Source organism: Bosea sp. (in: a-proteobacteria), assembly GCF_023953965.1.
Lineage (GTDB): Bacteria > Pseudomonadota > Alphaproteobacteria > Rhizobiales > Beijerinckiaceae > Allobosea.
Window position 1 is genome coordinate 1,648,588 of the sequence record NZ_JAMLIX010000001.1, and the last position, 14,862, is coordinate 1,663,449.

At 67.1% G+C, this 14,862-nt stretch carries 18 protein-coding genes and 1 tRNA gene; 6 read left to right on the plus strand and 13 right to left on the minus strand.

From position 1 onward, the window contains the following. Positions 1-15 precede the first annotated feature (15 nt). Positions 16-1,209, plus strand: a complete 1,194-nt coding sequence (locus tag M9917_RS07625) for an MFS transporter (protein ID WP_297252388.1) — start codon at positions 16-18, stop codon at positions 1,207-1,209. A 6-nt stretch (positions 1,210-1,215) separates the two neighbouring features. Here the strand turns inward: M9917_RS07625 and M9917_RS07630 are convergent, their stop codons facing one another. After that, positions 1,216-1,488 carry a BolA family protein gene (locus tag M9917_RS07630; RefSeq protein WP_297252390.1) on the minus strand — a complete coding sequence of 91 codons (273 nt, stop codon included), beginning with the start codon at positions 1,486-1,488 and terminating at the stop codon, positions 1,216-1,218. 95 nt (positions 1,489-1,583) lie between these two features. On the opposite strand from M9917_RS07630, the gene M9917_RS07635 reads away from it, so the two are divergent. Then, positions 1,584-2,201, plus strand: a complete 618-nt coding sequence (locus M9917_RS07635; protein ID WP_297252392.1) for a DnaJ domain-containing protein — start codon at positions 1,584-1,586, stop codon at positions 2,199-2,201. A 21-nt stretch (positions 2,202-2,222) separates the two neighbouring features. Here M9917_RS07635 and M9917_RS07640 read toward each other — a convergent pair whose 3' ends face one another. From M9917_RS07640 to M9917_RS07660, 5 genes are all read right to left on the minus strand, one after another. After that, on the minus strand, positions 2,223-4,211 hold the full coding sequence (locus M9917_RS07640; RefSeq protein WP_297252394.1) for a protein meaA: 1,989 nt from the start codon (positions 4,209-4,211) through the stop codon (positions 2,223-2,225). Between the two features lie 399 nt (positions 4,212-4,610). Continuing rightward, positions 4,611-5,495, minus strand: coding sequence for a cell wall hydrolase (locus tag M9917_RS07645; RefSeq protein ID WP_297252396.1), 885 nt, complete (start codon positions 5,493-5,495; stop codon positions 4,611-4,613). Between the two features lie 115 nt (positions 5,496-5,610). Continuing rightward, on the minus strand, positions 5,611-6,084 hold the full coding sequence (locus tag M9917_RS07650) for a DUF1178 family protein (RefSeq protein WP_297252399.1): 474 nt from the start codon (positions 6,082-6,084) through the stop codon (positions 5,611-5,613). 50 nt (positions 6,085-6,134) lie between these two features. Then, a complete protein-coding gene (grxC, locus tag M9917_RS07655; RefSeq protein WP_297254769.1) occupies positions 6,135-6,392 on the minus strand; it encodes a glutaredoxin 3 in 258 nt (85 codons plus the stop codon). Between the two features lie 26 nt (positions 6,393-6,418). Further along, on the minus strand, positions 6,419-7,180 hold the full coding sequence (locus M9917_RS07660) for a ComF family protein (RefSeq protein ID WP_297254771.1): 762 nt from the start codon (positions 7,178-7,180) through the stop codon (positions 6,419-6,421). 393 nt (positions 7,181-7,573) lie between these two features. On the opposite strand from M9917_RS07660, the gene M9917_RS07665 reads away from it, so the two are divergent. From M9917_RS07665 to M9917_RS07680, 4 genes are all read left to right on the plus strand, one after another. Next, positions 7,574-7,649: transfer RNA gene (locus M9917_RS07665), tRNA-Glu, on the plus strand. Between the two features lie 85 nt (positions 7,650-7,734). Continuing rightward, entirely contained in the window at positions 7,735-8,838 is a 1,104-nt protein-coding gene (locus M9917_RS07670) for a DUF6538 domain-containing protein (RefSeq protein WP_297252401.1), read from the plus strand. Positions 8,839-8,913: 75 nt separating this feature from the next. Then, positions 8,914-9,561: a site-specific integrase gene (locus M9917_RS07675; RefSeq protein ID WP_297252403.1), complete on the plus strand. Its 648-nt coding sequence runs from the start codon at positions 8,914-8,916 to the stop codon at positions 9,559-9,561. 105 nt (positions 9,562-9,666) lie between these two features. Beyond that, a complete protein-coding gene (locus M9917_RS07680) occupies positions 9,667-10,350 on the plus strand; it encodes a recombinase family protein (RefSeq protein WP_297252405.1) in 684 nt (227 codons plus the stop codon). Between the two features lie 101 nt (positions 10,351-10,451). On the opposite strand, the gene M9917_RS07685 is transcribed toward M9917_RS07680, so the two are convergent. The 7 genes from M9917_RS07685 to M9917_RS07715 all read right to left on the minus strand — a co-directional run bounded on the left by M9917_RS07685 (position 10,452) and on the right by M9917_RS07715 (position 13,919). Further along, positions 10,452-10,817: a hypothetical protein gene (locus M9917_RS07685; protein WP_297252407.1), complete on the minus strand. Its 366-nt coding sequence runs from the start codon at positions 10,815-10,817 to the stop codon at positions 10,452-10,454. Positions 10,818-10,958: 141 nt separating this feature from the next. Continuing rightward, positions 10,959-11,753, minus strand: a complete 795-nt coding sequence (locus M9917_RS07690) for a helix-turn-helix domain-containing protein (protein ID WP_297252408.1) — start codon at positions 11,751-11,753, stop codon at positions 10,959-10,961. Positions 11,754-11,762: 9 nt separating this feature from the next. After that, entirely contained in the window at positions 11,763-12,089 is a 327-nt protein-coding gene (locus M9917_RS07695; protein WP_297252410.1) for a hypothetical protein, read from the minus strand. 51 nt (positions 12,090-12,140) lie between these two features. Then, a complete protein-coding gene (locus M9917_RS07700) occupies positions 12,141-12,764 on the minus strand; it encodes a tail assembly protein (protein ID WP_297252412.1) in 624 nt (207 codons plus the stop codon). 16 nt (positions 12,765-12,780) lie between these two features. After that, positions 12,781-13,029 (minus strand): hypothetical protein, encoded by a 249-nt coding sequence (locus M9917_RS07705; RefSeq protein WP_297252414.1) that lies wholly within the window; start codon positions 13,027-13,029, stop codon positions 12,781-12,783. A gap of 137 nt (positions 13,030-13,166) precedes the next feature. Continuing rightward, the gene (locus M9917_RS07710; RefSeq protein ID WP_297252416.1) at positions 13,167-13,673 is read right to left on the minus strand and encodes a hypothetical protein; all 507 of its coding nucleotides are present in this window, start codon (positions 13,671-13,673) and stop codon (positions 13,167-13,169) included. Positions 13,674-13,730: 57 nt separating this feature from the next. Further along, entirely contained in the window at positions 13,731-13,919 is a 189-nt protein-coding gene (locus M9917_RS07715; RefSeq protein WP_297252419.1) for a ribbon-helix-helix domain-containing protein, read from the minus strand. Positions 13,920-14,862: the final 943 nt, after the last annotated feature.

Here is a 14,862-nt window from a genome sequence, read left to right on the forward strand (position 1 = left end):
AGCGGAATTCTCGACGTGACTGTCTTCATCGCGCTTCTGCCGGCCTATATCCTCTCGATCTTCTACCGTTCCTTCCTGAGCGTGATCGCCGGCCCGGTGATGGCCGATCTCGATATCGGCCCGGCCGCCTTCGGCCTGCTCGGTGCGGCCTGGTTCATCGCCTTCGCGCTGGCACAGTTCCCGATCGGCTGGTCGCTCGACCGGCTCGGGCCGCGCCGGACGGTGGCCGCCGCGATGGCGATCGGCTCGGCCGGCGCCCTCCTGTTCGCCGAGGCGGGCAACGCCGCGATGGCGGGCTTCGCCATGGCGCTGATCGGCATCGGCTGCGCGCCGATCTTCATGGCCTCGCTGTTCCTCTTCGCCCGGACCTTCCCGCCGGTACGCTTCGGCCTCCTGACCTCGCTCTTCATCGGGCTCGGCGCGCTCGGCAACATCGTCGGCGCGGCGCCGCTTGCCATCGCGGCGGCCCGGTTCGGCTGGCGCGGCTCGATGCTGGCGATGGCCGTCGGCTTCCTGGCCGCGACGGTGCTGGCGGCCGCGCTGGTGCGCGATCCGCCGCCGCGCCCTGCCGCGGCCGGACGTGACGAGGGCCTGTGGCAGGGGCTCGCCAGCATTCTCGCGCTGAAGCCGCTGTGGCTGATCGCGCCGCTGACCGCCATCAGCTATGCGGTCGTCGCCACGGTCCGCGGCCTCTGGATCGGACCGTTCATGATCGAGGTCCACGGCTTTGGTCCCGTCCCGGCCGGCCATGTCGCGACGACCATGGCGGCGGCGATGATCGCCGGCGCCTTCTTCTATGGCTGGCTCGAGAACCGGACCGGCCGGGCCAAGGCGATCGTCGCCTGGGCGACGCTGATCGAGGTGCTCGCCTTCGCGGGGCTTGCGCTCGGCGGAGAGGGCTCGCCCCTGGCGGCGGTGGCGCTGTTCTCGCTCATCGGCGCGGCCGGCTTCACCTATGCGATCCTGATGGCGCACGCGCGGCAGTTCTTCCCCGAGCACCTGATCGGGCGCGGCATGACCTGCGTGAATTTCCTGTTCATCGCCGGGGCGGCGGCGGTGCAGTCGGCCTCCGGCTGGTTCATCGCCGCGCAGCGCGCCGCCGGGCTCGATGCCGCCACGACCTTCGCCAATCTGCACTGGGCCTTCGCCGCGCTGCTCATGGCCTCGGTCGCGATCTATGCGCTTGCGCCGGCGCGGCCCAAGGGCTAGCCGTCTTCAGCTCTCCCCCGGCGCCTTCGCCGCGATCGCCAGCGCGTGCACGCGATCGGTGAGTTCCTGCGCCAGGGCCGCGTTGACGAGGCGGTGGCGCTCGAGCCGGCTCTTGCCGGCGAAGGCCGCCGACACGATCTCGACGCGGAAATGGGTCTCGCCGCCTTCGCGCCAGCCGGCATGGCCTTCGTGCCGCTGCGATTCGTCGATCACCTCCAGCACCTGCGGCGCGAAGGCTTCGGTCAGCTTGTGGGTGATTCTTTCAGCGATTGCGGTCATGATCGTGCCACCGTTGCCAGGATTGTTCCATCGGTTCGGCGTTGCGGCGTATCGCACTTGCCGACCCGTCCTCCGCGTCTCATAACCCGTCGACGATGAACATCAACTCGCGCCTTTTCGACAGCATCAGGATCGGCGCTTCCGAGACGGAAGCGGCGGCGGAGGGCGATGCGCCGCGCTGCGACCAGCCGGGCTGCGCGCGTGCCGGCACGTTCCGGGCGCCGAAGGGGCGTGGCCGCGAGGGCCAGTTCTTCCGGTTCTGCATGGAGCACGTCAAAGCCTACAACGCGACCTACAATTATTTCGCCGGAATGGACGACGACGCGCTCGCCGCCTACCAGAAGCAGGAGGAGATCGGCCACCGGCCGACCTGGAAGCTCGGCGTGAACGCGCAGGCCGCGCGGATGGCGCAGCGCGGGCGGCGGCGCGGCGGCGAGGCGGGGCCGGACATGCACGACGCCTTCAATCTGTTCGGCGCGCGCGACCGGCAGCAGGCGGCCCAGCCGGAAGCGCGCGTCGGCGTGGTGGCGCGCAAGGCGCTCGAGACGCTCGGCCTCGACGACACGGCCGATTCGGCCGCGATCAAGGCGCGCTACAAGGAGCTGGTGAAGCGCTTCCATCCGGATGCCAACGGCGGCGACCGCTCGCGCGAGGGCACGCTCCAGGAGATCCTGAAGGCCTATCAGCAGCTCAAGAGCGTGGGCATGGTCTGACGCATCGGATCCAAGGCGCGGTTATTTCGCTTTCGCCGCGAGCCCCGCGACATCGGCGATGATGCCGTCGAGCGCGAAATCCTTCGGCGTGTAGACGCGTGCCACGCCCATGTTGCGCAGCGCGTTCTCGTCCTCCGGCGGGATGATGCCGCCGACCACGACCGGCACGTCCATGCCGGCGACGCGCAGGCGCGCGGTGACGTCGCGCACCAGCGGCAGATGCGAGCCGGACAGGATCGAGAGCCCGATGATATCGGCCTCGACCTCGCGGGCCTGGGTCACGATCTCGTCGGGCGTCTGGCGGATGCCGCCATAGCTGACGTTCATCCCGGCGTCGCGGGCGCGGACCGCGATCTGCTCGGCGCCGTTGGAATGGCCGTCGAGCCCGGGCTTGCCGACGAGGAACCGCGGCGGGCGGCCGAGGCGCTCCGTCGCCTTCGCGACCGCGGCCCTGGCCGTGGCGAGCCCGGTCGCGTCGCCGAGCCTCGTCGTGTCGACGCCGGTCGGCGCGCGGTATTCGCCGAAGATCTCGCGCAGCTCTTTCGCCCATTCGCCGGTGGTGACGCCGGCCTTGGCGCAGGCGATGGAGGCCGGCATGATGTTGCGGCCCTCGCGCGCATCCGCCGCGAGTTCGGCAAGCGCCGCCTCTGCCGCCCTGGCGTCACGCGTCGCGCGCCAGGCCCTGAGCCTTGCGATCGCCTCGGTCTCGACCGAATCCGGCACGGTGACGACGGCGCCCTCGCCGGCCGAGAGCGGCGATGGCTCGCTATTGGTGAATTTGTTGACGCCGACGACGACCTGCTCGCCGCGCTCGATCGCCTCGATGCGGCGCGCGCCGTTCTCGACCAGCGCCTGCTTCATATAGCCGGTCTCGACGGCGGCAAGCGCGCCGCCCATGTCGTCGATCTTCGCCAGCTCTTGCAGCGCGGCGGCCTTCAGCTCGGCCACCTTGGCGTCGATCACGGTCGAGCCGTCGAAGATGTCGCCGAATTCGAGCAGATCTGTCTCGTAAGCCAGCACCTGCTGCATGCGCAGCGACCATTGCTGGTCGAAGGGCCGGGGCAGGCCGAGCGCCTCGTTCCAGGCCGGGAGCTGCACGGCCCGCGCGCGGGCCTTCTTCGACAGCGTCACCGCCAGCATCTCGATCAGGATGCGGTAGACGTTGTTCTCCGGCTGCGGCTCGGTCAGCCCCAGCGAATTGACCTGCACGCCGTAGCGGAAGCGCCGCATCTGTTCATTGGTAATGCCATACCTGCCCAATGTGATCTCGTCCCAGAGCTCGACGAAGGCGCGCATCTTGCAAAGCTCGGTGACGAAGCGCATCCCGGCATTCACGAAGAAGGAGATGCGCCCGACGGTGGCGGGGAACGCCTCGGCCGAGACTTCCGGCCGGGCGCGGATGGAATCGAGCAGGGCGATCGCGGTCGCGAGCGCGAAGGAAAGCTCCTGCACCGGCGAGGCGCCGGCCTCCTGCAGATGGTAGGAGCAGACATTCGTCGGGTTCCATTTCGGCAGCTCGCTTGCCGTGAAGACGACGATGTCGGTGGTGAGCTGCATCGAGGGGCGCGGCGGGAAGACGTAGGTGCCCCGCGAGAGGTATTCCTTGACGAGGTCGTTCTGGGTCGTGCCCTGGAGCAGCCTGCGCTCGGCGCCCTGCTCGTCGGCGACGGCGATGTAGAGCGAGAGCAGCCAGGCCGCCGTCGCGTTGATCGTCATCGAGGTGTTCATCTGCGCCAGCGGAATCTGGTCGAACAGGGCGCGCATGTCGCCGAGATGCGCGATCGGCACGCCGACCTTGCCGACCTCGCCGCGCGCCAGCACATGGTCGGGGTCGTAGCCGGTCTGCGTCGGCAGGTCGAAGGCGACGGAAAGGCCGGTCTGGCCCTTGGCGAGGTTCGTCCGGTAGAGCCGGTTGGATTCGGCCGCGTCGGAATGGCCGGCATAGGTCCGGAAGATCCAGGGCTTGTCGCGCCCGGCCGCCAGCCGGTCGCTTCGGTCCTTGGCGGTCATGCGTTTCCCCGCATTGCAGAGCAATCCTGGTATGTTGCACTGCGGCGAAGATAATGCCAGAGGCGCGGCGCCGTCGCCAGCGGTGTCGAGTGGACGGGGTCGGGGCCCGGGCCGGATCGCCTCTGGTCAAAACCACGGCCGTCATTCCGGGCGCGCCTTAAGGCGCGAACCCGGAAGCCACGACCGGGTGAGACATCTCCTGCCCGGTTGCTGACGGCCCACCCAGTCGTGGGTTCCGGGTTCTTCGCTGCGCGAAGCCCCGGAATGACAGGGCTGTGGCGAGTGTCGGCAGGACGCTAGATCATCGCGCGTTCTATCGGACGCGATAACGATGATCTATCTCATTGTTAGGGCATCGGATTTTTCCGAAAAGTGGATTCCACTTTTCGGTCCGATGCTCTAGCGCGGGGAGAGGCCGCCCCTGATCTCGGAGGCCGGCAGCAGCGCCAGCCGGCGGTCGGGCCCGGGCTGCGCGACGAAGGCGCGGACGGAAGCCCTGGGCAGGTCGAGATCGAGCGGCCGGCCGGGCGGCAGCGGGGCATTCGTGATGAGCGTGACCACCGGCGTCTCGAGCGCGGGCAGCCTCGGTGCCGGCGCCTCGGGCGCGAAGGCCAGCGGAGCCGAGGCGAAGGAGGCTGGCGGCGCGGAGGTCGTGGCCGAGGCGAGCTGGATCGTCGGCTCCTCGATACGACGGCGTTCGGGGCGCTCACCCTTCACGTAGAAGGCGTTGCCGCCGGCCACCGTCACGTAATGCATGTTCTTGTAGCCGAAGCGCAGGCCCGCCATGTGGAAATGCTTGGCGACGCCGACCGCCTCGTTGCGGCGACCGTTGAGGATGTCCTCGGCGATGGCCTCGACCTTCGGCAGGACGTTGTCCGTCATCGGGCGCGTCAGCACGCCGGCGGCGAACTGGCGGGGCGCGCCGACCACGCCGCAGATCGTCTCGGGGTAGCGCGCGGATTCCACCCGGTTCATCACCACCGTGCCGACGCCGAGCAGGCCCGTTTCGCTCGACCGGTTCGATTCGAAATACATCGCGCGGACGAGGCATTCCTTTTCGCGCGGATCGGCCTTTGCCAGCGCCACCGCGTGCTTGCGGGCCCTGGCTGGTTCCTTCGCCGCGGGAGCGGCGGCGGGAGAGGTCGCGGCCGTCTCGACGGGGGACAGGCTGCAGGCGCCGAGCGCCGGTGCCACCAGCACGATCAGAAGCGGGATCGCCTTGCCGGGATGCCGGCGCAGGGCACCGGAACGAAGACCATGCGCAGCGATCGCGGCCCGCTTCATGCGGCAACCTCCTGGGTTCGGGACCATGGGTTGCCGAAGGGCGGCGCACCGGTCTCCGGCAAGGAACCGCGAAATCCTTAACAGAAAGTTGATCGGGAACGGAAGGGGGCGGGTCCTAGTTTCCCGAACCCGGCAGGCGCGGCAGCGGCAGGAAGGCGACGCCCTCCTCATGCAGCATGCGGGCATCCTCGGAGGTCGCCTCGCCGTAGATGGCGCGCTCCTGTGTCTCGCCGTGATGGATCTTCAACGCCTCCTCGGCGAAGCGCTTGCCGACATGCTCGGCGTTCTCGCTGACATGCCGGTGCAGCGCGCTCACCATCTCGCGAAAAGCCTTCTCCTTCTCGCTTATCAGCGCGACCGGGGCCGGGGCAGCTGCCGGCGCGGCAACCTCCGCCACCGGCTCGGGCGGTCTTGGGCCGCGATCGCTGCGGGCGACGCTCGGCGCCATGATGGCACGCTCGACCTTGCCGCTGCCGCAGACGGGACAGGTGACGAAGCCGCGCCGCAGCTGATCCTCGAAGCCGGCCGAGGACGGGAACCAGCTCTCGAATTCATGGGCGTTGTCGCAGATGAGGGCGTAGCGGATCATGTCGTCTCAAGATGGTGGCGCGAGGCCGCCATGGCAATCGCCGTCGGGCATCAGGCCGCGAGAAGCTTGTCGAGCTCGCCGCGGGCCTCGAGCGCATGGATGTCGTCCGAGCCGCCGACATGCGTCTCGCCAATGAAGATCTGCGGCACGGAGGTGCGCCCGCCGGCGCGGGCCGTCATCGCCTGGCGCAGCTGCGGCCTGCCGTCGACGTCGATCTCGGTGAAGGCCACGCCCTTGCGCGTCAGCAGCGCCTTGGCGGCCTTGCAATAGGGGCACCAGGGCGTGGTGTAGATCGTGACCGGCGGCATGGCGGGCTCTTTCGTTGCGGGAGGCTTCATGTAATGCCTTCGCGGCCATCCGTCACGACCCGCGCGAAGGTCAGCACGTCGACGGCGCTCGCGCCTGCCCGCAGCAGGGCGCGGGCGGCGGCATTGGCTGTCGCGCCCGTGGTCAGCACGTCGTCGACCAGGAGGATGCGCCGGCCTTCGACGATTCCGCGGGCGGCCGCCGGCACATGGAAGGCGCCTTGCAGGTTGTCGGCGCGCTGGGCCCGGGTGAGGCCGACCTGCGGGCGGGTGCGCCGGAGGCGGTCGATCGCCGCGGGAGCGAGCGGCAGTCCGGCCGTGCGGGCGACCACCCCGGCGAGCGCCGCGGCCTGGTTGAAGCGCCGGCGCCAGAGCCGCGTGCGGTGCAGCGGGATCGGCACGACGAGATCGGCGTCGGCGGTGAGTTCGCGGCCAGCCTGCGCCATCATCCGGCCGAGCGTCAGCGAAAGTTCGATGCGGTCGCCGTATTTCAGGCGATGGACCAGGTCGCGCGCCGTGCCCTCGAAGCGGCAGACGGCGCGCGCCCGGGCGAAGACCGGCGGATCGGCGATCGCGGCCGGCGACATGAGGCCGGTGCCGAGATCGACGGGGAAGGGCGTGCCGAGGCGCTCGCAATAGGGGCGCTCGATGAAGCCGATGCCGTTCCAGCAGGCCGGGCAGAGGGCCTGAGCCTCGCCGGTCGCGGCCCGGCAGGCGATGCATGTCGGTGGATAGACGATCCCGACCAGCCCGCGCAGCCCGGCCGCGAGAGCGACGTGGCCGCGCCGCATGGAGCGGCGCCAGAGCCCCGTCGCCGCGAGGCGCGGCAGCCGGGCGCGCCCGTGGTCGCGGGCAGCGTCCTCGTCTTGCGTCTCGATGAGCCACTCCGTCATGCGCGTGCCGTTGCCCGAGCGTCGAACCCGGCCGGACGCCTTTCCGGCGGGGTGCAGCAGCATCGGCTGCCGCGCGCGCGAGGGCAACCGCGGATGTGAGCGTCGGGCATCCGCCTGCAGGGGGTGAGAGGCGTGATGGCCGGGATTTCCCGGCGGGAGGTGGATATGTCGATGTCTTGCGCGGTTTTTCCGCAAGGGTCGGAGCGGCGGGGCATCTTTATGTCCCGGTGCCGCAAAAAGCTGTTGCGGCGGGGCGGCTCTGCGACTACATAGGCGCCCTCGGCTGGAGCTGCTCCCTTCGTCTAGCGGTCTAGGACGTCGCCCTCTCACGGCGAAAACAGGGGTTCGAGTCCCCTAGGGAGCGCCAAAGTCGGCCTAAGCCATTGGAATGGCTTAACCTCCTGAGATGTCATAGGTTTCTTGGCTCAGACTGTTACACATCGGTGTTACACATGAGCGGGGAAATCGTGCCTGCGGATGCCTATCTGCACCAGCGCGGCAAGGGCGGTGTCTTCTACCTGAACATGCGCGTTCCGGCGGATGTCGCGGCGGCGTTCGGCGCTGCGAAGGTGCTCGTCAGTCTCAAGACGAAGAGCCGTGTCGAGGCCCGCAAGCTGCGGAACATCAAGCTCGGCGAGCTGGAAACGACTTTCGATGAGCTGCGCCGCACCGGCAAGGCTGAACAGGCCCTCGCCGACAAGGCAGTGGGCAGGGACATATCCAAGCTGAGCCGGGCCGAGTTGGAACGGCTGGTGACGGGCTATTACCGGGACGTGCTGCGGCCTGCCGCTGTCATCCTGCCTGTCGACGGCGAAGACCGCGATGAGTTGGTCGCCGGGTGGAACGACACCCTTTCTCACGTGGCGGACCGCCGGGACGAAGAGGGCAACGAGCGGGTTCAGAGCACCACTGACCATATCCTGCTCAGGGCCGGATGGCCGAGCACCCGGAGCAAGGTCGGCACCATCGTGCGGCACCTCCCCACGGTCGACGTAGACCGGACCGCAGAGCAATACGGGGCGCTGCTGGACTTGGTACGGCGCGGCAGTGTCGAGGGCAGCCGCCTTGCCTTGGCTGAGTTGAAGGGCGAGGCGTTCACGCCGGCCGATCCTCTGTTCGCTGGGGAGTTCAACCTTGCGGAGGCCACCGACAAGCTGGGGCCGCTGCTCTCTGAGGCGCTGGCGGCATGGAAGGAAGGCGGCGGCCTCCGGGGCAGCCGCAAGCCCCGCGAGCTGACCGCTATGGAGGCCGCGAGCGCCGTCAAACGGTTCACTGAGCTGCACGGGGATATCCGCGTCGGCGAGATCACCAAGAAGCGGGTTCAGGAGTTCGCCGCCGCCATCTCGGCGATGCCCGCACGGCTGCCGAAGAAGCTGGCGAAGCTCGCCCTGCCGGAACTGCTCCGGGAGGACTTGAGCGGGTTTCCGACGAGGGCGCCGGCCACGATCAACAAGACCTCTCAGCTTCTCGCCGCGATTGTCGAGGATGCCCGGAAGCGGAGCCAGCTTGAAGAGGCCGCCGGGTGGCCGAACCATTTCCCGGCCGCCCGGATCTAAGAGGACGACAACGAGGAGCGAGACCGCGAGCCGTTCAGCTCTGACGATCTCCGGCGCATCTTCGTTGATGGGCCGGTGCATGGGCAGGGGAAGCGTCAGGAGGGCGGGCAGGGCGAGGCGCAATACTGGCTGCCTCTGCTGGCACTGTTCACGGGCGCTCGCCTTTCCGAGCTGGGGCAGCTCCGGGCCTGCGACGTGCAAACCGACGATGGCGGCATCCCATTTATCAACATCGGCACGTCCGGCGGCCGGAAGGTGAAGACCCGAACAAGCATCCGCAAGGTGCCGATCCATCCGGAGCTGCGGCTGATGGGCTTCCTTGCCTATGTCGAGCAACGCAGAGAGGCAGGCGGGGCCGAGACGACGTTGTGGCCGTCGCTGGGGTCAGCCGAGGGCCGGGCGCAGACGGCGGCATGGTCGCAATGGTTCGGGAACTATCTGCGCCGGGAGCCCATCAGCATCGCCGACAAGGCGAAGGTGTTCCATTCCTTCCGGCACCTGTTCAAAGACATGTGCCGAGACGCGGGAATTTCAGAAGACGTGCATGACGCACTGACGGGGCACGCTGCCGGGAAGAGCGTCGGCCGGAGTTATGGGGCCGGGCATTCGGTGGCGCGGCTGGCGGAGGAGATCGCCAAGGTGAAGGTGCCGGTAGACCTGTCGCATCTCCACACGACGAGGGTGCGGAAGGCGCCGGTCGGATGGGTGCCGCGCAAGAGGTAGGGCCGGCTTTGGCCTCGGTTGCACCCCCTCTTTGTTATGCTGCTAAAGGAGCTTTACAAGAACCTCCTACTGTACTACAGCATTACAGCATTACAGGGGGACGGCATGGCGGTTTACGGATACGTTCGGGTCTCGACGGATCGGCAGGCGGAGGAGGGAGAAAGCCTCGACCACCAGCAACGCCAGATTAGCGGCTACTGCCTTCAACACGACATGACGCTTGATCGTGTCTTCGTCGAGCGCGGCGTCTCCGGTTCGAAGCCCATTAGCGAGCGTCCCGAAGGTGCGAAGCTGCTGGCGGCGGTGAAGCCCGGCGACGTGGTTGTGACGCCAAAGCTGGACCGCATGTTCCGGTCGGCTCTCGATGCGATGGGCGTGCTCGTGATGCTCAAGGGCAAGGGCGTGTCGCTGCACATGCTCGACCTCGGCGGCGACGTGACCAGTAATGGCATATCCAAGCTCGTCTTCACGATCCTGTCGGCCGTGGCTGAGGCCGAGCGCGACAGGATCAGGGAGCGCGTTGTGGATATGAAGCGGGACCAAAAGAGCCGTGGCCGCTTCCTCGGCGGGTCGGTGCCGTTCGGCTATCGGCTCGACAACGTCGACGGTGAGGCCGTGCTTGTGCCGCATGAGGCCGAGCAAGAGGCCATCCATCAGGCGGTCGCGATGCGCGAGGCGAGGGCGTCCCTGCGTCGCATCGCCGAAGCCCTTCAAGCGAAGGGGCATGCCATCTCTCATGTCGCGGTGGCGCGGGTCCTGAAAGACCATAAGGCCGCGTCGGCGAGTTGATCGGCCGCGCACCCTCCCTTCACTCGGGAGGGACGACGACATCGTCCGCCACGACATCACGGTGCGGGTACTACGGGCCTTCCGGCGCACGGCTTTGGCGGTCAGTAGGTGACCTTGACCGTGGCTTGATTGTCCGAGCGCTCGTACCCACGGGCAGCCATGCAACCGAGATAGACGCGCTCGATGTATTTGCGCTGGTCGCTTTCGACCTTGTCGGCCATCAGATTGCTGGTGAGATCGAGGCCGCGATGGGTCAGAGGCGCCGAAGCAGCGGCCTTGTTCGCCTCGCCGGAGCAGATCGTGGTGTCTTGCTTGAAAATCGGGATGATCTCCGGATGTGTCGCGGCCCGGCGCCCGTCGATACGCTGAACCGTAGGATATGACCCTCCCGGCGTGGCAGTGCCGGCTGTCTGGGTCTGGCAGCCGGCGAGCGCAGCGGCAGCAACGATGATGGCAACACGAAACATGGAAAGGCCCTCCCTAGCGCTCGCACGTTGAGCATAAGGGAGGGGCGGCAGTCACCTAGCTTTTGGTCCGGTCCACATGGTCCACCCCGGACCGCTGATCCGATCCACTCTGAAATGCGCGGATAGTCGGGGCTGCTCGGGTCAGGGTGCGGGCTCTGCTTCGCCATGGTCCACGAGGCTTTCGGCGATGTCGGTGAGATCGAGCGCGGAGCCGTCGTCGTCGCACGCTTCGCCACGGATCGCCGGGCCGAGCTGCCTGACCACCTCCCTGAACAGGTTGGGCAGGCTGTCGGGGTCCTCCTGCTCGTCTCTCCCTTGCGCCGGAAAGCGGTCCAGAACGCCCAAGGTGTCCGCCATGGCTGCAATGTGCTGGTCCTCTTTCCTCAAGCCGTCTGTCGCTGCGATAGCGACGCGGGGCGCGGATATCTCGGCCCTATGGGCGATCCTCGCCAGCATGGCGCTTCGCTGTTGGCTGTTGGCGAGCAAGGTGGCGACGATGTTCTCGGCCGTGACGGTATGGACCAGCGCAGTGCCGTTCGCCTTTATCTTGCGGTGCCAGTCCGTCACGGTGCCGGCGGTGACGCGATAGCGAGCGGCAATCTCTTCCCGGCTGTAACCTTGGACGAGGAGTTGCGCGACATCCCGAAGCCTTGCCTCTGTCGGCGTGAGGTGGTCGCATTCTTCCGGGGCGCAGGGCGGGGCTTCCGTGGCGTCGTCGTCAGGCTCGTCCTGCGGCTGGGGGGCGGGCCGGGTGCGGACCCGGACGCTGGGTGCGGCGTCAGCTTGGGGCTGTCGGCTATCCCGATATCGGATGAGCGTTGTCTTGCTGATGCCGTGGGTGAGGGCGATGCTGCGCAGCGAGGCGCCAGCATCAAGCAAAGCGTCAATCTGATCGCGATCAGGGTGGCCGGCTATGGAGGGGGGGCGGGAAGACATGGCACATGGTCAGGCGGCGCGGCGCTTCATTACGGTGTGCGAGAGGGCGACGCGATACTCCCCTTCGGGAACGTCCGTCTGCTCAGTGGTCAGCAGGGTGCCGTAGACTACGCCCCCACTGCGTTCGGCGAACTCCTTGAGCCTCATCGTTGCGGCCACCGCCTCGGGGAGCGGGAAGCGCATCGTGACCATCATGACGATGGTGTGCGTGATGGGGCCTCCCTGATCCAGAAATTCGACCGTGGCGCCCTTCCGGCGCAGCTTGTCGGCGACGGGGCCGAGGGCATCGCGGAGCCTGCTCACACATGCTGCCGGGTTGGGGGCGTAAATCGTCATAGTCGCTCTCCTGCCTATGCTTCACATCTGCAACCGGATGTGAAATTGGGGTCACACTGGAACGTCGTCGGTGCTCAACCCGGCTGAGACGACGGTGGAGCCGACCATGACGCGGCCGTAGATCAGCGGGACGCACCCGCCCTGCTCAGTGGTGTTGACGGCGCTATTGAAGACGAAGGAGGGCTTCTCCTCCGGCGAAGTGTTCTGCTGCTTCTTCTGTTTGGGCGTGAGCATCTGAGATGCCCCGGAGAGCGCCATGGCAACGCCGAACATGGCGACGGAGTTCGCGTTGAAGCCGAGGATGGTGAGGCTGCCCGTGCTGCCCATGAAGCCGGCGGGAATGAGGGCCGGTGCGATCCACCACGCGACGGCCATGAGGAGCACCCCGGCGATGACCTTGCCGAGGCCACCACGCTTGGCGCCCTTGACCACGGGCACGATGTGGATGTCACGGTTGCCGACGTTGAACTCAATCTGGTCCTCGCCCAGCTCGATACCGTCATTGAGCGACGGGCCGGCGACGACGCGGAACAGGCCCTCGGCGATATACTGCCGGAAGCCGTCGAGCTGGACACCCAGCGCCCGTGCGACATCCCGGAGGCTGCCGACATCCAGCATGAACTCCGGGCCGAACCGCTCGGCCATCTCGCCGTAGAGGTGGACACGTTTCAGCATGGCAGGGCTCCCGGCGTTAGCGGGGCCGCTGGGTTGCGGCCAGCACGAAGCCGGCGGCGACCCAGAGCGGCCAGAACAGAATGAAAGCCCAGCGGAAGGCGTGAGAGAGCCAGTAGCCGCGAGCGAGCCCGGACCGGAACTCACAAGCATCGGGATGCGCGGCGGCGTCGATCCGAGCCATGAGCTGCCAATGGGCGCGGCCGGCGCTGATGTAGAGGGCGAGGCCGAGGAAGATCGTGGCAGCGGTGGTGAGGGTGTCGAGCATGATGCGATCCGGGGGGCTGAGAAGGAAAGAGCGAGACCGGGGGGTGTCCGATCTCGCTCCGCGCCCGGTGAACCAGCCAAAGTTCCGGGCGACGACGGCGGGGCAAGCAGAGGGGGGACCTCGCCGTCGATCTGGGGTTAGAGCCGGCTGACCCAATACGAATTGTTGCGCTCGGAGAGCAGGCCCTTGGTAACCGCCTCCCGGACGATGTCGTCCACCTTCGAGACCGGCAGGCCGGTGGCGCGGGCGATGTCCGACCGGAACACCTGCACGGGATTGCCGCGCATGACGGTGGCGCCCCGGTGGATCAGGTTGATGACTTCGAGGGCTTCGAGGTCGAGGCCGTGCGACTGGGCGAGCTGGCGGACAGCCGGGAGGAGCTTGTCGGCACGCGCGTCGTTGTCGGCCTTTTTGGCCATCTCGGCTTTCCACGACGGGGCGTAGAGGTCGAAGGCGCTGCCGTTCATGCCGGACGACTGGGCGGCCGGGCCGGACTTGTCGAAGTCGAGGAACGGGCGCGCGTTCCGGTCAGCGAAGGCATTGGCCGGAGTGACGGTGGTCTTGCGGGCGCGCTTGTCTTCGGAAGCATCCGATGGGCTTGGGTTGACTAGTCCGACGTGGATCATTTTGGTGTCCTCCCGCAATTGGTACGGCTGATAGTTTTTGTACCGGGTTGCAAAGTTGTGCTCGGCTTCGGGTTGCTACGACTTCTTTTCCGTTGCACCCGGTTGCACGCTTGCGTCGATGATCGAAGCAACCGCGTCGGCGATGACCGCGCTCCGGCTGGCCTTCCCGGTCATTCCACTCATACGGCGGGCGAACGCCATCTTGTCGACCTCGGCGATGACGCTTGGCGACAGCGTCACAGAGACCTGTTTGCTTCCGATCATGGAGAGGCTCCTACTGTGTTCACTGGAAACAGTAAAGCACGGCAGGCACAACAGCGCAACTCCCCTAGCGATTGACGAGGGTGGAGCACCACTCTACTTGACAAAGACAGTCTCTTTTACTTGTGGAGATGTGAAATAGGGCGATCAAGGCCGGGCCGGGGTCGGGGTCGGGATTTCCGGTTCGATCCGGGTCGGTCGGGTCCGGATGCGGACCTCGGGTTTTTTCGAGGCGACCGGGATCGAGCTGTCTTCCGAGGAACCCGGACGCCGGTCGGCGCCAGCCGGCCGTAGTGCTCCCCTAACCTGTTCTTCTAGGTGTTCCTCTAATAGGGGGTTCGCTGGGGTGAACGTCTGAGGTTCGCCACAGTGAACGTCTGAGGTTCGCTGGGGTGAACGATGGTCAGCGGAGAGCCTCTTCGGCACCGCAACCATGGGTACGACGATCATGTGCGGCGGATAGCGGGGGAGGGTGCAGAAATCGCGTGACCAATGTAACACAGGAGTGTTACACAGCAGCTCGTGACCGTCATGTCCAAGTATCTGATTTCTCAGCAGTAAGGCCCAAAAATGGCCCATCCCCTAGGGAGCGCCACCTTTCTGAAGGTGCCATAACTATTGAAATCGCTGGAAAAGATGGGCCGGAAAATTCGGGTCGCCCCCAGCGTTTGCCTGAAGATGGACCCCATTTTCAGTCGAGTTTCGACCCGGCCCGGATCGTTAGAATTTGCGCGCTCGCTAGTCGTGACTCGGCAGGACGTTTCTCATCGCGGCGACGGCCGTGATGAGAGCGGCGAAGTCGCCCGTACGCGAGGTGAGAAAACGAAGACGCTGCATGCGCAACCCCATAGCAGTGTGGACCCGGACGGGCCGGGGGACGGGGCAAGGCGCCACATCCTAATATGCTATCTGCCGGGTGATATTTTCGTGCACCGCACAGGCCGAG